This is a genomic window from Trichlorobacter lovleyi (assembly GCF_015239775.1).
In the GTDB taxonomy this organism is placed as follows: domain Bacteria; phylum Desulfobacterota; class Desulfuromonadia; order Geobacterales; family Pseudopelobacteraceae; genus Trichlorobacter; species Trichlorobacter lovleyi_B.
The window spans coordinates 52,584-72,809 of record NZ_CP058409.1 but is presented as its reverse complement, the minus strand read 5'-3'; the positions used below and the strand labels follow the sequence as shown (position 1 = coordinate 72,809).

Sequence of the window (20,226 nt, the reverse complement as noted above, 5' to 3'; positions counted from 1 at the left end):
TTTCAACAATTACCCTGCAATGCCAGCTCATTGCCTTAACAAAGGCATTAAGTGTAAACGAAAGGATGAATATTTTGAACCTGAATGTATTGTTGAATAGATTTGTCAGCTTACCTAATTATTTGATCCCCAAACTGGCGCTCACTGTACTGGCTGGCAGCTTGGCTTCTATTAAAGCCGGTAGCCTAACGACACTCGTGATCCGCTGGTACGTGGACCGTTACAGCGTCAATATGACTGAGGCGGCGACCACCGATATCGCTAGGTATAAAACCTTTCAAGAGTTTTTCACCCGGCCGTTAAAGTCCGGTGCACGTCCGTTGGCCAATACTGATTTCGTTTGTCCTGTGGATGGCGCGATCAGCAATTTCGGCCAAATCGAATGCGACCAAATTTTACAGACTAAAGGCCACAAATATTCGATTGCCGCGTTGGTCGGTGGTGACAGGGACTTGGCAGCTGAGTTCGAAAATGGCAGCTACGCTACACTCTACCTCAGCCCGGGCGACTACCACCGCGTCCATATGCCTTGCGACGGACGCCTAATACGCATGGTCTATATCCCTGGCACCCATTTCTCGGTCAACCCGATAACAGTCAGCAAAGTGCCCGGCTTGTTTGCACGAAACGAGCGCGTGGTATGCATCTTCGACTCTGAATTCGGCCGTTTTGCACTGACCCTCGTCGGCGCGACCATCGTCGGTAGCATGGCAACCTTTTGGCACGGCATTATCAACCCACCGCGCCCCGGACGTGTTCGTGAATGGAACTACGAAGCCGATACAGCGATCTGTCTCAAAAAAGGTGAAGAAATGGGACGCTTCCTCCTCGGATCGACGGTAGTTATATTATTCCCCAAAAGCACCCTAACTTTTAACCCAGCATGGTCGTACGCTCGTCAAGTCCGTATGGGCGAGTTCATGGGGCAAGCAGTGCAATAAGCTTCTGCCGGGAAAGGATCTCCACATAGTTCAGAGGTTGGCGAAATATTTTTTTCGGCTGGTTTCCGGCATCACATGAAAATACTTGTCGCCCTGAAACAGTGACCTTGAAAGAAGATATAGGTGTCAAACCGTACACATTTGACAATTGTGAGAATTTACTGAAATAACAGGAGTCCCCAACCAGCCGGTTGCACGCCGCCCCGCCCGGAAAACCGACCGGGCGAAGCGGGTGAACCGGTCACCCCGTTAGGCAAACATGAAAAAATTACTTATTTACCTCATCATCTCATTGCTATCGGGACTCGCTATATGGTTTTTAGCCGTTCCGAGCAAACATGATCGGGCCATGAAGGCATTTGAAGTGGCGCAAGTTGGCGACAGCCAAACCATTATCCGAGGCTGGGTCGGTGAACCGAAGTTCTCTGAAACCCTGAACAAGGAAGATTCAGCAAAACATCATGATGCAATAACAGGCGAAAGTTATAGCTTCTTCCTCATGCGATATGTGTTTTATTACGATTCATCTCGAAAGCTTCGAGATAAGGCCTATTTGACATCAGAATGACAAAAGTGGTGCCTAACCAAAATAATGCTATCAATATTTGATTGCACTACTATAGACACTTTGGTAACCTTAATTCATGAATAAATCTCACCGCACCACACTGCTTGCTATTTTTTCACTTCCTGTTCCAGCAACTTTGGAGTGGAGAAAAATTGAATCATTGTTCGTTGCACTCGGTGCACAAACAATTGAAGGCAACGGTTCAAGGGTCAGGTTTGAGCTAAACGGCATAATTGGTACTTTTCATCGCCCGCACCCAGCAAAAGAGGCCAAACCATACCAAGTTAAAGATGCAAGGGCGTTCCTGGAGAACGTAGGAGTAAAACCATGAGTACAATGACATTCAAGGGGTATGCTGCAAAAATTGAATATAGCGACGAAGATGCATGTTTTATCGGGCATATTGCCGGCATCAAAGATGTTATCGGCTTCCATGCGGAAACCGTGAAAGAACTGAGAGCAGCGTTTGAAGAGGCGGTTGACGACTATCTTGCCACCTGTGAAAGACTTGGAAGAACACCACAAAAACCGTACTCCGGCAAGCTTATGCTGCGTGTACCACCCGAAGTCCACGCTCGGGCAGCCATGATGGCGCAGGCTCATGGCGTAAGCATAAACCAGTGGGCGTCTGACGTTCTGGCACGTGCTTCATAATCAGCCATTCAATCTATCCAATCCCTAACGGCTCAACCAACTCGGGCCGGCGTACTGTGCGCTGCATTTCACCTGTCTCTCGGTCGTCCGTTGGCAGGTTAGCCAAGCAACACCGCTCGCGGCTCAGCGGCAACCTGTTAAACTGTTCCCCCATGAGGTTCCCATGACCACCAACAGCCAACCAACCCGCTGCGCCTGGACAGGCGCTGACCCGCTTTATTGCGACTACCACGACCAGGAATGGGGTGTGCCGGTGCACGATGACCGGCTGCTGTTCGAGTTCCTGATCCTGGAGGGGGCCCAGGCCGGGTTGTCCTGGATTACGATCCTGCGCAAGCGCGAGTCCTACCGTGCTGCCTTTGAGAACTTTGATCCGGCTGTGGTGGCCCGCTTTGATGAGCAGAAGCAGGCCGAGCTGCTGGCAAACCCCGGTATTGTCCGCAACCGTCTGAAGGTGGCATCAGCCATCAGCAATGCCCGCGCCTTTTTGCAGGTGCAGGAGCAGTTTGGTTCCTTTGATGCCTATATGTGGCGTTTTGTGGATGGCAGGCCGATTCAGAACAGCTGGCGCAGCATCAAGGAGGTGCCTGCCAGCACAGCGGTTTCCGATAGCCTGAGCCGTGACCTGAAACAGCGCGGTTTCCGCTTTGTGGGCAGTACGATCTGCTATGCCCATATGCAGGCAGTGGGGATGGTGAATGATCACACGACTGACTGTTTCAGGTGGCAGGAGCTGCAGCAACAGTAACCAAAAATCTGCAGCCCGGCGGCCTGATTTCATGTAGAATGCTCCGCAGTCAAAGCCCTGGGTCAACGCAGACAAGGCATGCCAAGGCACTTTGGAGCAGCTACCATGTTTGATGAAAAGTATCGCCCGGTCCATACCGCCTGTATCAATCCTGACAAATTCCCGCAGGTCGCCCTGTACATGCAGAGCGGCACCAACCTGGTGTTGTACAAACCGGCCGACCGGCCAATCACCAGGGCTGACCTGCAGCGGCTGCACAACAATCAGGTGGAACATCTCTACATAAACGCCGGCAGTATCAGGGAGGTCTGCGATTTCCTTGAGGAGAGCATCACGGAGATTCTTGCCTCAGAGACGATCTCCGGGCCGGTCAAGGGTCAGCTGCTTTCCCAGGTTGCCATGAACTACGTCATGGATGTCTTCGAGATGCCGGACAAGCTCTCAAACCTGGACCGCTGCCGCAATCTGGTCCGCCAGTTGATGCAGTATATCGCCAGCAACCCGAATCCGCTGGAGGCCCTGCACGCGGTTGTTAACCACGATTTCTATACCTTCGCCCACAGTGTGCATGTTGCCTCCCTTTCGTTGCTGGTGCATGCCGAGGTGTTCGGCCTGACAGCCGATGAACTGGAGGATGTGGGGGTTGGCGGGATTCTGCATGATGTGGGGATGATCTTTGTCCCCAGCGCCATCCTGGAAAAGACCGATATCCTGACCAATTTCGAGTACAACCTGATCAAGAAGCATGCGGAACGCGGCTACGAATGCCTGCGGGAGCTGGGAGGCTTCAGCGAGATCAGCCTGGCGGCAGTCCGCTACCATCACGAGCGGATCAACGGCGAAGGCTACCCCTTCCAGCTGGCCGGTGACGAGATCCCCCGTACCGCCCAGGTTACGGCGATCTGCGACGTGTTCAGCGCCCTGACCTCAAACCGTCCCTACAAAAAGGCGATGGGCCGGTCCGAGGCGATCACCCTGATGGAAGGGGTCGGCAAGGATGTCTTCAGCCCCCGCCTGCTGGAAAAATTCAAGGACGTGATCCTTTCCGAAGGTTCCTGATGCCGCACTCCTTTAACAACCTGCGCTGGCGCCTGTTCTTCACCCTGGCGCTGATCTACATCCTGGTCTACTTCTACCGTGTCTCACTGGCTGTGGTGTCGGCCGATGTCAGCCGTGACCTGGCCCTGACCCCGCAACAGCTGGGCACCCTGGCCGGAGTGCTGTTCTACGTCTATGCCGTGGCCCAGATCCCGCTGGGACCGCTGATCGACCGGGTCGGTCCCCGGCTGGTGATCTCCGGCTGCGGCCTTTTAACCACCCTTGGCGGCCTGTTGTTTTCCCAGGCCGGATCACTGACCGCCGCCATGGCAGGCCGGGTGCTGATCGGCATCGGCACGGCATCGGTGCTGATGGCCAGCTTCACCATCTTCAGCCATTGGTATACCCGCCAGGAGTTTGCCCGGATCACCGGCCTGATGATCGCCGTCGGCAACCTGGGTAATCTGGCAGGGACCGCCCCGCTGGCCATGGCGGTCGGTCTGATGGGATGGCGTTCTTCGTTTCTGCTGATCGCCCTGCTGCAGGGTGTGGTAACCGTACTGATCTTCCTGAAGGTGCAGGACCGGCCGGCACGTCCCCTTGAAACGGTAGCGCCTGAACAGCTGAAGCCGCCGGGCATACTGGCAGCCTGGGGAACCATCGCCCGCAACCGTTCCTTCTGGCTGCTGGCGGCCATCGCCTTCTGCTGGTACGGCAACTACCTGGCGGTACAGGGGTTGTGGGGCGGCCCGTTTCTGATGCACCTGATCGGCCTGCCGCGTGAAGGAGCGGGCCAGATGCTGATGTGGACCTCAGTCGGCTTTATCATCGGTTCGCCGTTGATGGACCGGATAGCCCGCAGCCTGTTTCACTCCTACAGCCGGACCCTGCTGGCCGGGCAACTCTGCCTGACCGGACTGATGACCGGCTTCATGGGCTGGCTGCCGCTTCTACCCCACTGGGGGCTGGTGCTCTATTTTCTGGGGATCGGCCTGACGGTCTCCAGCGGGGTGATGATCTATCCGATCATCCGGGCCATGGTGCCGGTCAGTATGGTGGGGACCGGCCTGACCTCGCTGAATTTCTTTGTGCTGATGGGGGCGGCCACCACCCAGCAGGGGATGGGAGTGATCATTGCCCGCTGCGGCGGTTACAGCCCGGAAGGTTTCCGGGCTGCCTTCAGTGTGCCGGTGGGAGGGTTGCTGCTGACCAGCCTGCTGTTCCTGTTTGCCCGCAACTACCCTGCCGGTGAGTAGTGCGTCAAAACGCGCACACCGGCGTCAGGAGCATCAGGAGAAACGTGTTATCTGGTCATCCCCTGCGGTGTTTTGGCCTCTTTGGGGTGAATTTCGGGATGATACACATCAACGTACAGTTTGTAGCTGGTGCCCTCTGAATCGATCAGCTGGTAGAGGTCAACAATATGCCCATCTTCTCCCGGTCCGACATTGCTGATCCGGCTGACCGCAAACGGCTTGTTGTGCTTGTCCCGCAGAGAACGCAGGTAGTACTTTGAACCGGCAATCCCTTCCGACAGGTCAGCGCCACCCATCTTGATCGGGTTTTCTTTGGTATAGCCAAAGGTGGCATCATCAGAGACGTTCTGGGGCGTTGCTGCTGCCGGAGCAGGTACTGGCGGCCGGACCACGGGGGCGGTTGCATCGGGAAGACCACGCCGGAGCATCCTGGAACGGCGGGCATTCGTAATATCATCGGCGGCCTGGTCAGCGGACACCAGCACCGGCAGCAGGACCAGCAGCGCAGTCACAACCGTTGTTAACCAGCAGGTCAACCGTTTCATAGTACTACCTCCACAAAGGGGTTGTCAGATGGTACGCACTGTACCATATCCTGCACAAATGAAAAGCCAGAGGGCAAAATCAATGCGATCCCTGCTTCTGTTACTGATAGTGGCCCTGTTAACCGGTCCGGTCCCTGCCCTGGCTGCCAGTTATGAAGAGGCCAGCGACCTGCTCATGGAGCGCCGCTATGCCCAGAAACTGCTGGCTGCCGGACGTTATGAAGAGGCATTGAAGCAGGCACGCCAGGTGCTGGCAAACGCCCGGAGGCTCTTTGGGACAGAGCACCGTGATACGGCCATGAGCCTTGATACCATCGCCGCAATCCTGCGCAAGATGGGCAGATTTGATGAATCGGAGCGATATTTTGTACAGGCACTGCAGATAGTCCGCGCACATCGCCAGGAGGCCCCGGCTGATTATGCCGCAGCCCTGCAAAACCTGGCCGGGCTCTACCGCGAAACCGGCCGCTACACTGAATCGGAACAGCTGTATCGTGAGGCGGTTGAGACCCTGAAAACAGTGGAGCCAAAGGATGATGAGGCGCTGATCTCCGTCTATGGCAACCTGGCCGTGCTCTATCAGAACCAGGGGCGTTACGCCGAGGCAGAGCCGCTGCTCAAGGCTGAGTATGAGTGGGCGCTGAAGGCTGCCCAGCCTGACGCGCTCTCCCTCAGGATGCATCTCTCAATGGACCGGCAGAGCCTGTTTCTGGCGGACCGGATGTCCAGTCTGGCCGGGCTGTACCTCAAGATGCGGCGCACCCGGGAGGCGACGGAGCTGACCGCAGCGGCACTGGAGATCAAACGTCAGATCCTGAAGCCTGATGATCCGCGGCTGATCCGTGAACTGAACAATCTGGGGATGATCTACCGCGACAACGGCAGACCGCAGGAGGCAGAGGGGCTGCTGCAGCAGGCCGTGGCCTCTGCCCGCAACGTGTACGGGAACCGCCACCCTGAGCTGGCGGTGTATCTGGATAACCTGGCACTGCTGCTGCAACGGAAAGAGGCCTACGCACAGGCTGAAAAACTGCAGAAAGAGGCGATCAGCATCAGTGCACACAGCCTGGGAGGCAGCCATCCCACCACCCTGATGCAGCGCAACAACCTGGCGGTCAACTACCTGATGCAGGAGCGCTATGCCGCTGCCGAACAACTGTTGCATGATATTCTGACGGACAGCATAGCAGGGCCAACCGGTACGCATCATCCTGAAGTTGCCACACGGATGACCAACCTGGCCGATGCCCTGCGGCTGCAGGGCAAACACCTTGAGGCCCACCGGCTGCAAACCGAGGCGCTCAGGATCAAGGAACGGAAACGGGACGATCTGTTCCAACTGCTGACCGAGCAGCAGAAGCTGCAGTATCTGCAGGAGGAAATGGCGTTTGTCAGGCTGCATCTGGCCCATACCCGGCAGGTGCTGGCGCAGAACCCCGGCGCTGCAGCCACGGCCCTGGATGTCTGGTTGCGCTGGAAGGGGATCGTGATGGAATCCCAGGGGCGCTACCTGGATGCGCTCTACACGACCAACGACCCTGCCCTGAAGCAACAGTTTGAGGAGCTGAGCAGCCTCCGCAGACAGCTGGCAGGCCTGCAGCTGGTGCAGCCTGCTCCCCAGTCAGCCCAGAGCCATGCCGCCAGAATCGAGCTGCTTGAGTATCGCAAAGAGCAGCTGGAGGCCGATCTGACCAAACGCAGCGCAGTCTATGCCAGGGCCGGTTCAGCGCAGCGCTTTGGCAGTGCCGAGCTGCGCCGGCTGCTGCCGCAGGGCAGCGCCTATATCGACTTTGCGCTGGTTGAGGACTGGCATTTCCAGCCGCTGGAGGTACGGGGGCTGCGCTACCTTGCCTTCATCGTCAGCAGCAGACCGGGTGCAACGGTACAGATGCTGGATCTGGGGCCATCAGATACCATTAACCGGGCCATTACGGAGTACCGGCGCCAGATTGCCGCACAGGCCGGTGGCGGCAAGACAGACCCGGCACGGCTTGCCGCCGTTGCCGCAGAGCTGCACAGCAGGCTCGTGGCACCGTTGCTGCCGCACCTGGAGGGGATCTCCACCCTGATCATCAGCCCGGACGCCGGCCTGCACCTGCTGCCGTTCGAGGTCCTGCGCGGCAAGGGGCAGCCCTATCTGCTGGAACAGTATGCGATCAGTTACGTTGCCTCAGGACGCGACATGGTCCGCTTCGGACAGCGTGGCACCCCCCACGGCGAGGCCCTGATACTGGCTGATCCTGATTACGACCTGAAGCTGGCCGGTGCAGACGATGGCCAGGCGGTTGTTGTTGATGCCTTAAGGTCGCTCCAGTTCACCAGACTGCCTGACACCAGGGTTGAGGCTGATGCCATTGCCGGATTGCTCAAACGCGGCGGCCAGTTTCAGGTACAGAATCTGACCGGCGCCCAGGCCCTTGAATCGGCCCTGTTTGCACGGCCTCAACCCGGCTTGCTGCATCTGGCAACCCATGGTTTTTTTCTGCAGGACGCGGCAACCGGGGCCGGCAGCGCCACACGGGGGCTTAAGGCGGTAGCGCTGCCCACTGTCACTGCCGCGCCACATGCCACGCTGCTTAACCCGATGTTACGCTCCGGGATTGTGCTGGCCGGTGTGAACGGCGCACTGGCCCGGGGCCGGGATGACGGGCTGGTGACCGCTGAAAAGATCCTGGGGATGCGCCTGCTGGGTACCGATCTGGTAACGCTCTCTGCCTGCGAAACCGGGGTGGGGGATATCACGGCCGGTGAAGGGGTCTTCGGGCTGAAACGGGCCTTTATCCTGGCCGGGGCCAGAACCGTGGTCCTAAGCCTCTGGTCGGTGCCGAGCAGCGAGACAACCGAGCTGATGACCGAATTCTACCGCCTGATGGCTGCCGGCAGCCCCAAGGCAACAGCCCTGCGTCAGGCCCAGCGGACCATGCTGAAGAACTATCCCCACCCCTTCTACTGGGGCGCCTTTCAGCTGGTGGGCAGCCCGGACTAATGAACCCGCAACATTTGAACAGCTATTGTTTCGCACCAAACCCCTCCAACCTCCCCTTGTCAGGGGAGGCTTAAAGGCTGCCCCTCTGATACGGGGGGATTGCGGGATGGTGGTTTTAGCTGTTGCGCCGTACCAAAAGGCTTCGACAGCACACAGAGGACAGGCTAGAAATCAGACCATGAAACAAGACAACCGCTTGAACCACATTCCCCGCCTGCTGAAGCTGGCAGGCCCGATGATCCTGTCCACCTCAGCCATCACGATAATGCAGATCATTGACACCATCGTGCTGTCCTACGATTCCAGCCAGGCACTTGCCGCAATCGGCCCCTCAAGCATGGCGGTGATCCTGTTCCAGGGCTTCCTGTTCGGCACTGCCGGGTATGCCGGCACCTTTGTGGCCCACAACCACGGACTCGGTAACCGGCAGGGGGTCATCGCATCCGCCTGGCTTGGCATCTACACCGCCCTGGCTGCCGGTCTGGCAGCCCTGCTGGTTGCCTGGCCGCTGGCGCAGCTGTTCCTGCTGGCCGGTCATGCACCGCAGGTGGCCCGGGATGAGCAGACCTATTTCTGGATCTGCATGGCCGGTTCATTCTTTCCGGTCTTCGGCAGCTCCCTGGCAGGTTGGCTCTCAGGGATCGGCCGCCCGGCACTGGTGACTGCCGTAACCTTCAGCTCCCTGATCGTCAACGCCCTGCTGGCCTGGGGACTGGTGTTGGGTGAATGGGGACTGCCCCGGATGGGAATCGCCGGCGCCGCCCTGGCAACCGTAACCGCGCAGTTGGTGGCGGCCCTGCTGTATGCCTTGCTGTTTGCGCGGGCAGGCGGTTTCGGCAATCAGGCTGCCCGCTGCCTTAACCGGGTAGAGTTCCGGCGCTTTTTATCGCTGGCTGCGCCGATGGGACTGCGGATCAGCGGTGAGCTGGCTGCCTGGACCCTGTTTCTGGTGGTGGTGGGACGGCTTGGCACGGTCGAACTGGCGGCATCAAGCATCGCCTTCCGGATTAACGGCATCGCCTTCTTTCCGGCCCTGGGGCTGGGACAGGCGGCCGGCATCCTGGTGGGGCACGCCCGCGGGGCAGGCCGGGATGATGAGGTGCCGGCGATCGCCTGGCAATCACTGGCGGTCTGTGAGATCTGGATGCTGCTGATGGCAACGTTGTTTGCCACGGCAGCCGGGCCGCTCTTCTCGATCTTTGCCGGCACCAGCCCCGAATCTGCCGGAATTATCGCTACCGGTGTGCTGCTGATGAAGTTTGTGGCCGTCTACTGCGTCTTTGATGCGGCCAATGTCATGTTCGGCTGTGTACTGGCCTCGGCAGGGGAGACCCGCTGGATCGCCCGCACCTTTGCCATCGCCTCAGGCCTCTTTGTGACCCTGCTCTGGCTGATTGACCGCTCTATTCCCGGCCTGGTGGCTGAATGGACCCTGGCAACAGGCTTTGTGTTCTGTACGGCGGTGGTCTGGGTGCTGCGTTTCAGAACGGGCCGCTGGCGAGAGATACAGCTCGTGCACAGACCGGCAGCCTGACCGGAGCTGCTGCCGTTGCCAAATCCGTTTCCTTTGGTAGACTTGAGGCGTAGCCAGTCTTGCACCAAGGGGGAAGAAGACATGAAAAAGCTGCTGCAAACAGTTGTGATGCTCGCCTGCTGCCTGCTGATGGGTGTTGTCAGCGCTGTTGCCGAGGAGGGCGGCTGCACCAAGACCCGCACACTGCCAATCAAATCGGGCAAGCTCTACCAGGACTACTACGGCAGCGCCGTAACCAGCGACAAAACCATTCTGCACGGCTATCGCTGGGGCGTCACCAACCCCAAACCGCAGAGCATGGCCTATTTTGGCGGCACCATGAAGGCAACCGGTTCTTTTGCCAAATTCCGCGCTAAAATCTACATTGACGACGGGATTAAGGCCCCCATGGAGTTTTCCTTCAAAAATAATGACCGTAATGGAGAACTGCTGAAATCAGTGACGGTTGCACCGGGTGAGACCGTTGACGTGGATTTTGAAACCGGCGGCAGTAAGAAAATCTTTGTGCAGAGCGAGCTGCGGATCAACCATGACACGGCCAGGCGGATTGTGATTGGTGAACCCGAGTTCTATAGCTGCATTACCAAATAGCGCACTAACACGGAGCCGCCTTCTTTTCCAACGGCATGACCGGCAGCCTGATCTCCACCTCAAGCCCCGCTTCCGGCCGGTTGACGGCCTTGACGCTCCCCCCGTGCAGTGCCACGGCCCGGGCGGTAATGGCCAGCCCGATCCCGGTGCCGCCGCTGAGCCGGTCGCGGGCCTCAGCCACCCGGTAAAACGGCTGGAAAATGGCCGAAAGCATCTCATCCGGCACACCCGGCCCCTGGTCCAGTACCCTGATCACCAGGGTACTGTTTTCCAGGCCGGACGCCACCTGCACACAGCTTTCTTCAGCGGTGTAATGCAGCGCATTACGAACCACATTCTCCAGCGCCCGGCGCAGCAGCTCACGGTTTCCAGCCACCAGGGCCGGTACTGCTGTCAACTGGACCCGGCGGCTTGATTCTGCCGCTTCGAAACTGGCATCCTCCACGATCTCAGCCAGCAGGGCCTGCATCTCAACCGGCTCGCTGGCGCTAAACGAGGCACCGTTTTCCAGCAGGCTCAGGGTCAGCAACTCACCGATCAGTTCATTCAGCCGCTCACCTTCCCGTTCAATCCGGTCCAGGGCCTGCTCTGTCTGAGGCGGAGCATTGCGGCGGGCCAGCCCCAGTGCCACCTGCAGGCGGGCCAGGGGAGAACGCAGCTCGTGGGAGATGTCCCGCACCAGCTGCCTCTGGGACAGCACCAGTGCCTCAATCCGCTCTGCCATCCGGTCAAAATCGCTGCCCAGGTCGGTAATCTCATCGCCACGGCGGCCGGTTGCTATCCCGGTCCGCGCCTGCAGGTTACCATCAGCCAGTTGCTGCACGGCCTGCCGCAGACGCCGGACCGGCGCGGTGATCCGCCAGGCCAGCAGATAGCAGATACAGCCCCCCACCACCAGGAAGATCCCCACCTGAAAACCCAGCACCATAAAAAACGGCGGCGGTGGCGGATGCCCTGCCAGGGGCGGCGGTGGCCCCATGCCATCCGGCCCATGTTTGGGCGGCAACGGCTGCAGCAGCGGCTTCAGCTCATGCCTGAGCTGATCGGCGCTCAATGCCGGATGATGTTCCTGCTGCTGACTTCTGGCCCAGAAGGCCAGCGAAAAGAAGACGGCACCGGAGATACTCATGGCCAGCAGAAAGGCAACGAACAGCTTGAAAAACAGGGTTCTCATGGAGATCCGGCCGGACGCAGGTAGATATAGCCGATCCCCCGCACGCTCTTGATCCGTTCAGTGCCGTCCCCGGCCGGTCCCAGCTTGCGGCGCAGGCTGCTGACATGTACGTCAATGCTGCGGTCAAATGAATTGAGTTGGCGCCCCAGGGCCTGGCTGCAGATATCATCCCGGCTGATGACCCGTCCGGCCTGCGCCAGCAGCAGCTCCAGCACCGAAAATTCAATCGATGTCAGCACCACGGAGCGCTCACCCTGCAGCACGGTCCTCCGGCCCGGATCCAGCACCAGATCCCCCACCACCAGCACCGCCTCGGCTGCGGCACCGTCCTTCTGGGCAGTGGACTGACGCCGCTGGATCGCCCTGATGCGGGCCACCAGCTCCCGCGGGTTGAACGGCTTGGGCAGATAGTCGTCAGCCCCCATCTCAAGCCCCACAATCCGGTCCACCTCTTCCCCGCGGGCGGTCAGCATCACCACCGGCACCGAGGATTCGGCCCGGATCCGCCGCAGCACGTCAAAACCGTTCAGGCCGGGCAGCATCACATCCAGCACAATCAGGGCATAGTTGCCACGTGCCCCCTGTTCCGCCCCCTGTGGCCCGGTATGCACCGACTCCACCGCAAACCCCTCGGCCACCAGGTATTCCTCCAGCAGGCCGCACAGTTCGCGGTCATCATCTATTACCAGAATTTTGTTTTCCATCCAGACACCCGCCTTATCGCAAACTGCTGTCAGTATAATCGTTCTGCACGGTTACGTGTGTAAAGTTTTGTACCATCCCGTTGGAAATCTGCTGCCGGTCCCTCTAGGGTGTTGCAAAATCTGTTGTTTCCAGCTACTTCCTTTCTGGTAGGCTTACTTGCTTCGCACCATCAGGAAGGAATCCCATGTCCAAACAGTTTATTGCAGAACTGAAAGATAGAGATGCCGTTGACTCCCCGTTCATGGTCAAGGAAAAGACCATGGCCATGGCAAAGAACGGCAAGCCGTATATGAACCTGAAGTTCATGGACAAAAGCGGCGAGATCGACGGCAAGCTGTGGGATAATGTGGACGAGCTGGACAAGGCCTTTCAGAAGGGCGATTTCGTCAGGATCCGCGGCACTGCCTCGCTCTACATGGGCAAGATGCAACTGGTGGCCAAGGAGATCAGACGGTTGGAGGAGGACGGGGTTGATCTGGCTGACTTTGTACCGGTCTCTCCGGTGCCCCAGGCAGAGATGCGGGCCGAGCTGGCACAGGTGGTGGCATCGCTGTCCAACCCCTATCTGAAGGCCCTGATGGAAGGCTTCTGCGGCGATGCAGAGTTCATGGCCGGCTACTGCAAGGCCCCGGCAGCCAAGGGGATGCACCATGTCTATATCGGCGGGCTGCTGGAACACTCCCTGTCGGTGGTGCGGCTGGTGGATGCGATCGTGCCGCTCTACCCTGATCTGAACCGTGACCTGCTGGTGGTGGGGGCCCTGCTGCATGACCTGGGCAAGGTGACCGAACTGTCCTATGACCGCGCCTTTGAATATACCGACGAAGGGCGCCTGATCGGGCATATCAGCATCGGCGTGGAGATGCTGACCGAACGGATCGCCACCGTCCCCGGCTTCCCGCGGGAGCTGGGCATGCTGTTGAAGCACCTGCTGCTGTCACACCACGGCCAGTATGAATACGGCTCGCCCAAACGCCCCAAGACCGTAGAGGCCACAATCCTGCACTACCTGGACGACATGGATTCCAAGATCAACGGCATCCGTTCCCACATTGCCAGAGAAACCGCCCAGGGCAACCGCTGGACCAGCCACCACCGGCTCTATAACCTCTACTTCTTTACCGGCAACGGCATGGAAGATGAGCAGGAGCAGGAGATGGTTGCCCTGTCTGAACCGCTGGCAGAGGCGGCACCGCAAGCGCCTGCAGCTGCTGAAAAGGATAAAGCGAAACCGGCCAAAGAGAGTTTCGGCAACCAGCCCTTTGCGAACCTGAAAAATCTGGACCTGTTCGGGAATTAATGGCGCCTGAGCAAATCAGGCCTGTTACCGGTGGGCAGAGGTTTTCTTTTGGAACGACCAGCCGATCAGCAGCAGCCCAGCCAGACCAAAGGTCAGGTAATCAGTGGGCATCCCCAGCAGCCAGTGTTTGTGCCAGGGGATGAAGCGCGGTTCAAAGCGGCTGATGCCGTAACAGGGGTTCATCACAAACCAGACAAAGTCCTCAATAATCCAGAACAGCATCAGGCTGCCCATGCAGCGGGCCTCCAGCCGCCAGCTGAAACGCCAGAACAGCAGCAGGGGAAAGTGGAACAGCAGCAGCATGAAGGAAAAGACCCAGGCGTGGTAGCCGGTCATGGGGCGACCGCCCCAGAAGATGTCCAGCAGCGGGTGTGACTCAATCCGCCAGGTCGGCAGGGCGCAGGCCCAGCCGTTAGCTCCTTCAATCTGGATCTCGGTCATGCCGAAGAAAAAACCGATCACCACAACACCACAGAGCAGCAGCAGCGGATGAAAGCAACGATTCTCCCTGCTCATGACGGTGGCTTTTCACCCAGCACCGTGGCCAGTACCCTGCGGGCGGCATCAGGCCTGCCGCAGGCCAGGGCGTTTTTGCGCAGCTGGGCAAGCCGGTCGGGATTATCCAGCAGGTGCTGTACCCGCCAGGCCAGGGCTCCGGCATCACAGGCCTTGAGGGCAGCACCGTTTTCCAGCAGAAAATCGGCATTGCGCTCTTCCTGCCCCGGGATGGGAGAGACCACAATCATCGGCAGACCCACGGCCAGGCATTCCGAGGTGGTCAGGCCGCCCGGCTTGGTAATGGCCAGGTCACTGGCCGCCATGACCCGCTCAATAACCGTGGTAAAGCCAAGCGGGACCAGCCGGCCGGGAAAGCGGGCGGCAAGCGACTGTAAACCGGCCAGCAGCTTTTCATTGCGCCCAGCCAGGGCCACAACCTGGAAGTCGCCTTGAAGCATCAGCAGCCGTTCAGCCAACTGCTCTATGCCGCCCACCCCCATGCCGCCGGACATCATCAGCAGCGTGGTGCGGTTCGGATCAAGGCCAAACTCGGCGGCACAGCTTGCCCGGTCATACTGCCGGTCAAAGGCCGGCATGATCGGAATGCCGGTGACATGGGTCGTTGCTGCAGGAATCCCCCGCTCGGCCATCCGCCAGGCCACCTCTTCATGGGCGGCAAAATAGCCGCTCATCTGCTGTTGAATCCAGAGTGCATGCAGATCAAAGTCCGTTACCTGTACCCAGACCGGGGCACCGAGTTTGCCATGGCGAATCTTGCGGGACAGCAGTTCGGCAGGGAGAAAATGGGTGCAGATAATATGATCCGGCTGCAGCTCCTGCAGCAGGCTACCCAGCTTGGCGGTATTCAGCCGTTCAATGGCACGCCGTAGCCGGTTCAGGCCTGAATCCGGTTTTTCATGATCGCTCTTGTCGTACAGGTAACCCCAGAGCGCCGGATGGCTTTCAACCACCTTCAGGTAGGAGTCGGCATAGACCTTTTTGAAAAGCTGCGGCACCAGCTCCATCAGGTCAATATGCACCGCCTCGACCTCGGGATACCAGCACCCGGCAGCAGCAACCAGGGCCTGTGCTGCCCGCAGATGACCGGCACCGGCAGAGACACTGAATACGGCGAGCTTTTTCCTGTTTGAAGACTGGCTGGTCATAGTGGGCTCCTTGGACGCGAGGGCCGGACTAACGGGCCACTGACGGCTGTGCTGTCCGGGCCTTCAGCGCCTTTGCATCCTGCACCTGGTAACGACGGATGAACTTCTTGAAGTTGACCCAGACATCATTAAAGCCAAAGGCCTGCATCTCTGCCTCGGCATCCTTGAGACTCCAGCCCTGCTGTGATAGCCGATAGGCCGCCACCACAATACCGGTACGGTCCTGACCATGCCGGCAGTGCACGTAGACCGGCTGATTGGCCGGATCGGCCATCAGGGCCACGACCTGGTCAACCTTTTCCCTCAGCCCCTTGCGGGTCATCTCGATCGGCACGGCGATCGCCTTCATCCCGGCTGCCTCCACCTGGGCCTGTTCGCTCTCGCTGGTGCGCAGATCAATCACGGTCTTTATCCCCAGACGTTTCAGGGTTGCATAGCCCTCCGGCCCGGGCTGTTCACCGCGATAGATACCGGGGGCGACCCTGCCTGCATTGCCCAGGCCGGGCAGGTTGTAGAGGTGCTCAGAGGAGCGGACAATCAATCCCTGGCCGGCATCCGCTCTGTTGGGGGACGATGCCGGGGCATCTGCCCAGGCAATCGCGGTCAGGATGGTCAGGCAGCAGGAAACAACGATCAGGAAACGGCAGGTTGGCAGCAGCATGGTGTGGCCCTCGTTTGAATGAGACTCCTGGCTGTGATTACAGATAGCATGCCAATAGCGTGGCAAATGGTGCAATATAGCGATATCGCACAACTGTATTCTGATCCGGTTTGATGAATGACTGCGGCGGGGCAGCATGTGAGATACACTGGATGTCCAGAGCTGCTGCAGTAGATGTACGTGCTGCGCTCAACGGAAGATCATCCGGGCTGTGGCGCTAGGGGAGAAACCGGGCAGGTAGACTGGCTGTGCGGTGCTTCTTGAAATAGGGATCGTTTCTGGCCTTGTCAAGCAGTGCAAAGACCAGCAGGATACTGAGCACCAGCGCCGCAACGGCTCCAAGACGCTGTTTTCGTGAGCCGAATGCCAGCGGGAACACCGCAGCGCTGACCGCCAGAAAGGCCAGGCAGAAACTGGCCGTGGGGGCCGGTATCAGCAGGGCTGCCGTCAACAGCAGCCAGGCCGACCAGAAACCGCCGCTGGTTGCCGCGGCCTTAAAGCTCCCGAGCTGCATCCGTGCTACCTCCGCTCCAGAATGAAGGTGACCGGTCCGTCGTTGACCAGCGCCACCTGCATGTCTGCCTGAAAGATACCGGTCTGAACCGGTACACCCTGACGTTTCAGGGCCCCGACAAAATAGTCGTACAGCCGCCTGCCTTCATCAGCCGGAGCAGCAGTATCAAAGGAGGGGCGCCGTCCCTTGTCGCAGTTACCGGCCAGGGTAAACTGGGAAACCGCCAGCACCGCTCCGCCAATATCCGTCAGGGCGCGGTTCATCTTGCCGGCCTCGTCTTCAAAGATCCGCAGGGCAACCATCTTCTCAGCCAGCCAGTCCGCCGCCGCCTCGCCATCACCTTTTTCCACCCCCAGCAGCACCATGATACCTTGGCCGATCTGCCCGACCACCTCACCATGCACTGTAACCTGTGCGCTGCTGACCCGCTGAATGACCGCCTTCATGACTGCCTCTTGAACGGTGCCAACAGGTGCAGCTGATCCGGGGCAAGGGCAGGGGCATACAGGAAACCCTGGCCTTCATGGCAGCCCCACTCCCGCAGCGCATTGGCATGGTGGAGCTGCTCAACCCCCTCACCGATGATGGACAATCCCAGGGTCTTGCCCAGGCTGACCACGGCCTGGGCCACCTGGGCCGCCCGTGAGGTGGAGCCGATCTCCTGCACAAAGGATTTGTCGATCTTGAGCCGGTCGATCGGCAGACGATGCAGGTACGACAGCGATGAAAAGCCGGTGCCGAAGTCATCGATGGCAATCGAGACCCCCAGGTCACGCAACTGCTGCAGCACCGCCACGGCCCGGTCAGCATCCTGCAGGATATAGCCTTCCGTGATCTCCAGCTCAAGGCAGTTGGCAGGCAGGCCGGTGCTGTCCAGGGTGCGGCGGACCAGGGTGGCAATATCGCTGCGCTGGATCTGCAGCGCGGAGAGATTGACCGCCACACGGGGGATGGTTGAACCATCCTTGCGCCACTTCTGCATCTGGCGGCAGGCGTCGTCCAGAATCCACTCACCCATCGCCAGGATCTGGCCGCTCTCTTCCGCGATCGGAATGAATTTTTCCGGGGCCACCAGCCCGAACTCCGGGCTTGACCAGCGCGCCAGCGCCTCCACCCCGACCAGATTGCCGGTGGTCAGACAGACCTGGGGCTGATAGTTCAGCCGCAGCTCACCACGTTCAATCGCCTTGCGCAGTCGCTGTTCCAGTGAGGTCCGTTCCTGTACCGACGAGGTCTGTTCATGGGAGTAGAAGCGGTAGCCGCCCCGGCCGGCTGCCTTGGCGCGGTACATGGCCGTATCGGCGTTGCGCAACAGCCTGACCTCATCCTCGCCGTCCCGGGGATAGAGGCAGATGCCGATACTGGCAGAAAGGAAGAACTCATGCTGCTCACATTCCAGCGGCACGGTCAGCATATGCAGGATCGACTCGGCAACGGCGGCAGCCTCCTGTTCCTGTTCAACCTGCTCAATCAGGACACAGAATTCATCGCCACCCAGGCGGGCGATCAGGTTGTGGTCTTTCAAGGCCATGGTCAGGCGGGCAGACACGCAGCGCAATACCGCATCCCCCACCTGATGACCGTAGCTGTCATTGATGTTCTTGAAATGGTCCAGATCAAAGAACAGCAGCGCCAGCAACTGCTTGTGCTGCCGGGCGGTTGCGATGGCCTGGCTGCAGCGCAGGTCAAACAGCAGGCGGTTGGGCAGGCCGGTCAGGGGATCATGCTGCGCCTGAAAGGACAATTCCTGCTGAACCTGTTGCAGCTCATCAAACTGGGAGCGCAGACTGCCGGACATCTCGTTGAAGACCTGGGCCAGGTGTGCCACCTCGTCATTGCCCGAGATCGCAACGGTCACCTCCATATCACCTTCCCCCATCTGACGGGTGGCCTGCTCAAGCGCCTTCAGTCGGCGGGTCAACAGCGATCCCAGCCCCAACCCCACCAGGGCGCTCAGTACGACACCGGCCACGGCAATCGGGATCCCCCGCTTGAGCAGGGTCTCAACCTTTTTATCCAGTTCGGCCCGGGAAAAATGGACCGTAATGGCCCCCAGCCGCTCGGTGGCATTGGCAATCTCGCTGGTCTTCCAGACGGTGTTCCGTTCGTTTTTCTGCACCGGCAGCGGTCCGCCCAGATCCACGGGCGCGGTACTGGCAACCACAATACCGGACTGGTTCAGCAAGATGATCCGGTTGATATGGGAATCTTTGCTGAACGGAGCGATAAATAGCTGGAAATCGGTCGGCTCGCCAGTCAGGAGCGCCTTGCGCCCCAACTGGGAGACCAGCCTCATAAAGACATCTTCACGGGTCTGCAGTTGTTGCAGGTCTGCATCCCGGTAGGCGGTAAAGGTAAACCAGAGCAGCGGAGAAAAGATGGCCACCTGCAGCACAAAGACCACCAGGGCGATCCGGTATTTCAGAGAGATGGCCATCACTGGCTTCCCAGTTGCCTCAGTATCCGCCGGGTCGATTCATAATCCCGGTCACTGACCGCTTTGAAATAACTCCCGGTAGCGGCATTGCCGGATTCAATGAACAGCTGCCGCAGCTGTGGATCAACCTTGGCAAGTGAGCTGGAAAGCAGCGTCTTTTTGATAATTTCCCGGTCAGCGGCAGGAATCCGAGTATGGGCGGCAAACAGGGTGTGGGGGATGGAGAGGGAGTGACCGATCCGCTTGAGCGGTAATCCGAACTGGGATTCAAAGGTCTTGAGGGTTGAAGCGCTGGTGGCACAGGAGTCAACCGTGCCGATCTGCAACTGCTGCAGACAGGCCAGATGGTTGGGGAAGTTGCGCACCGTCAGATCCTTGCCGGGTGTAAGGCCTGCCTTGTGGACCGCATCCAGTGCAAGATAGGTTACGGAACCGGTGGCAGGTGGTGTTCCCAGCCGCTTTCCCTTCAGATCAGCCAGTTTTGTGATGGGGGCATTAATTTTAACCGAAAACTGGGCAAAGAGATCTTCCGACCTGGCCACCAGGGGATGATAGCCTTTGGGACGGCCAAACTGCACATAGTCAAAGGGGTGGACATGGATAATGTCAAAGGACTGGTCTTTCAGGGCCGTGATAAAGCTACCGTAGGTACTGGTCAGCCGCAACCGGACCGGTTTCCCCAGCGCCCTGGACAGTTCGGCTGCAATCGGGGCAAAGATCCCTTCCAGGTTGGCGGTCGGCAGGAAAGGGAAGACCCCCAGCACATATTCATTTTTTACAGGCTCCTCAGCACAGCAGGGGCTGTTTTCCAGGGTAAGTAACGCGCAGAGCAGGCAGGTAACGATCAGAAAAGAGATACGGGGCAAGATCATAGTCGTCGCTTGGCACCTCCTTGAAAAGTGCCTCAACA

Annotated in this window: 21 protein-coding genes; 11 read left to right on the top strand and 10 right to left on the bottom strand. The window is 59.1% G+C overall.

Features of this window, described 5'->3' with window-relative positions; genetic code table 11:
• Nucleotides 1-74: 74 nt before the first annotated feature.
• The 7 genes from asd (at nucleotide 75) to FY034_RS00310 (ending at nucleotide 5,205) form a co-directional block, all read left to right on the top strand.
• Nucleotides 75-941, top strand: coding sequence for an archaetidylserine decarboxylase (asd, locus tag FY034_RS00340; RefSeq protein WP_265552889.1), 867 nt, complete (start codon nucleotides 75-77; stop codon nucleotides 939-941).
• Nucleotides 942-1,200: 259 nt separating this feature from the next.
• Nucleotides 1,201-1,509, top strand: coding sequence for a hypothetical protein (locus FY034_RS00335; protein WP_265552885.1), 309 nt, complete (start codon nucleotides 1,201-1,203; stop codon nucleotides 1,507-1,509).
• 76 nt (nucleotides 1,510-1,585) lie between these two features.
• On the top strand, nucleotides 1,586-1,840 hold the full coding sequence (locus FY034_RS00330) for a type II toxin-antitoxin system HicA family toxin (protein WP_265552883.1): 255 nt from the start codon (nucleotides 1,586-1,588) through the stop codon (nucleotides 1,838-1,840).
• Nucleotides 1,837-2,163, top strand: coding sequence for a type II toxin-antitoxin system HicB family antitoxin (locus FY034_RS00325; protein WP_265552881.1), 327 nt, complete (start codon nucleotides 1,837-1,839; stop codon nucleotides 2,161-2,163). Before FY034_RS00330 ends, FY034_RS00325 begins: the two co-directional genes overlap by 4 nt.
• A 163-nt stretch (nucleotides 2,164-2,326) precedes the next feature.
• A complete protein-coding gene (locus FY034_RS00320; RefSeq protein WP_265552879.1) occupies nucleotides 2,327-2,911 on the top strand; it encodes a DNA-3-methyladenine glycosylase I in 585 nt (194 codons plus the stop codon).
• A gap of 105 nt (nucleotides 2,912-3,016) precedes the next feature.
• Complete coding sequence (locus FY034_RS00315; RefSeq protein WP_265552877.1) at nucleotides 3,017-3,970, top strand: HD-GYP domain-containing protein; 954 nt, start codon at nucleotides 3,017-3,019, stop codon at nucleotides 3,968-3,970.
• Nucleotides 3,970-5,205 (top strand): MFS transporter, encoded by a 1,236-nt coding sequence (locus FY034_RS00310; protein WP_265552875.1) that lies wholly within the window; start codon nucleotides 3,970-3,972, stop codon nucleotides 5,203-5,205. The genes FY034_RS00315 and FY034_RS00310 overlap by 1 nt, the downstream gene beginning before the upstream one ends.
• Nucleotides 5,206-5,252: 47 nt before the next feature.
• Here FY034_RS00310 and FY034_RS00305 read toward each other — a convergent pair whose 3' ends face one another.
• Nucleotides 5,253-5,750: a hypothetical protein gene (locus FY034_RS00305; protein ID WP_265552873.1), complete on the bottom strand. Its 498-nt coding sequence runs from the start codon at nucleotides 5,748-5,750 to the stop codon at nucleotides 5,253-5,255.
• 82 nt (nucleotides 5,751-5,832) lie between these two features.
• On the opposite strand from FY034_RS00305, the gene FY034_RS00300 reads away from it, so the two are divergent.
• The 3 genes from FY034_RS00300 to FY034_RS00290 all read left to right on the top strand — a co-directional run bounded on the left by FY034_RS00300 (nucleotide 5,833) and on the right by FY034_RS00290 (nucleotide 10,861).
• Nucleotides 5,833-8,736 carry a CHAT domain-containing protein gene (locus tag FY034_RS00300; protein ID WP_265552871.1) on the top strand — a complete coding sequence of 968 codons (2,904 nt, stop codon included), beginning with the start codon at nucleotides 5,833-5,835 and terminating at the stop codon, nucleotides 8,734-8,736.
• A gap of 178 nt (nucleotides 8,737-8,914) precedes the next feature.
• Nucleotides 8,915-10,270 carry an MATE family efflux transporter gene (locus FY034_RS00295; RefSeq protein ID WP_265552870.1) on the top strand — a complete coding sequence of 452 codons (1,356 nt, stop codon included), beginning with the start codon at nucleotides 8,915-8,917 and terminating at the stop codon, nucleotides 10,268-10,270.
• An 81-nt stretch (nucleotides 10,271-10,351) separates the two neighbouring features.
• Nucleotides 10,352-10,861, top strand: coding sequence for a hypothetical protein (locus FY034_RS00290; protein WP_265552867.1), 510 nt, complete (start codon nucleotides 10,352-10,354; stop codon nucleotides 10,859-10,861).
• Nucleotides 10,862-10,865: 4 nt separating this feature from the next.
• On the opposite strand, the gene FY034_RS00285 is transcribed toward FY034_RS00290, so the two are convergent.
• A complete protein-coding gene (locus FY034_RS00285) occupies nucleotides 10,866-12,035 on the bottom strand; it encodes an ATP-binding protein (RefSeq protein ID WP_265552866.1) in 1,170 nt (389 codons plus the stop codon).
• Nucleotides 12,032-12,739 carry a response regulator gene (locus tag FY034_RS00280; protein ID WP_265552863.1) on the bottom strand — a complete coding sequence of 236 codons (708 nt, stop codon included), beginning with the start codon at nucleotides 12,737-12,739 and terminating at the stop codon, nucleotides 12,032-12,034. The genes FY034_RS00285 and FY034_RS00280 overlap by 4 nt, the downstream gene beginning before the upstream one ends.
• A gap of 185 nt (nucleotides 12,740-12,924) precedes the next feature.
• On the opposite strand from FY034_RS00280, the gene FY034_RS00275 reads away from it, so the two are divergent.
• On the top strand, nucleotides 12,925-14,040 hold the full coding sequence (locus FY034_RS00275) for a 3'-5' exoribonuclease YhaM family protein (RefSeq protein WP_265552861.1): 1,116 nt from the start codon (nucleotides 12,925-12,927) through the stop codon (nucleotides 14,038-14,040).
• Nucleotides 14,041-14,064: 24 nt separating this feature from the next.
• Here the strand turns inward: FY034_RS00275 and FY034_RS00270 are convergent, their stop codons facing one another.
• The 7 genes from FY034_RS00270 to FY034_RS00240 all read right to left on the bottom strand — a co-directional run bounded on the left by FY034_RS00270 (nucleotide 14,065) and on the right by FY034_RS00240 (nucleotide 20,188).
• Nucleotides 14,065-14,556, bottom strand: a complete 492-nt coding sequence (locus FY034_RS00270; RefSeq protein WP_265552859.1) for a hypothetical protein — start codon at nucleotides 14,554-14,556, stop codon at nucleotides 14,065-14,067.
• Nucleotides 14,553-15,704, bottom strand: coding sequence for an MGDG synthase family glycosyltransferase (locus tag FY034_RS00265; RefSeq protein WP_265552857.1), 1,152 nt, complete (start codon nucleotides 15,702-15,704; stop codon nucleotides 14,553-14,555). The genes FY034_RS00270 and FY034_RS00265 overlap by 4 nt, the downstream gene beginning before the upstream one ends.
• Before the next feature lie 28 nt (nucleotides 15,705-15,732).
• Nucleotides 15,733-16,365, bottom strand: a complete 633-nt coding sequence (locus tag FY034_RS00260) for a fused DSP-PTPase phosphatase/NAD kinase-like protein (protein WP_265552855.1) — start codon at nucleotides 16,363-16,365, stop codon at nucleotides 15,733-15,735.
• A gap of 217 nt (nucleotides 16,366-16,582) precedes the next feature.
• Nucleotides 16,583-16,879 carry a hypothetical protein gene (locus tag FY034_RS00255; RefSeq protein ID WP_265552852.1) on the bottom strand — a complete coding sequence of 99 codons (297 nt, stop codon included), beginning with the start codon at nucleotides 16,877-16,879 and terminating at the stop codon, nucleotides 16,583-16,585.
• A 5-nt stretch (nucleotides 16,880-16,884) separates the two neighbouring features.
• On the bottom strand, nucleotides 16,885-17,325 hold the full coding sequence (gene dtd, locus FY034_RS00250; RefSeq protein WP_265552850.1) for a D-aminoacyl-tRNA deacylase: 441 nt from the start codon (nucleotides 17,323-17,325) through the stop codon (nucleotides 16,885-16,887).
• On the bottom strand, nucleotides 17,322-19,316 hold the full coding sequence (locus tag FY034_RS00245) for a putative bifunctional diguanylate cyclase/phosphodiesterase (protein ID WP_265552847.1): 1,995 nt from the start codon (nucleotides 19,314-19,316) through the stop codon (nucleotides 17,322-17,324). Before FY034_RS00245 ends, dtd begins: the two co-directional genes overlap by 4 nt.
• Nucleotides 19,316-20,188, bottom strand: coding sequence for a phosphate/phosphite/phosphonate ABC transporter substrate-binding protein (locus FY034_RS00240; RefSeq protein ID WP_265552845.1), 873 nt, complete (start codon nucleotides 20,186-20,188; stop codon nucleotides 19,316-19,318). The genes FY034_RS00245 and FY034_RS00240 overlap by 1 nt, the downstream gene beginning before the upstream one ends.
• Between the last annotated feature and the right edge of the window lie 38 nt (nucleotides 20,189-20,226).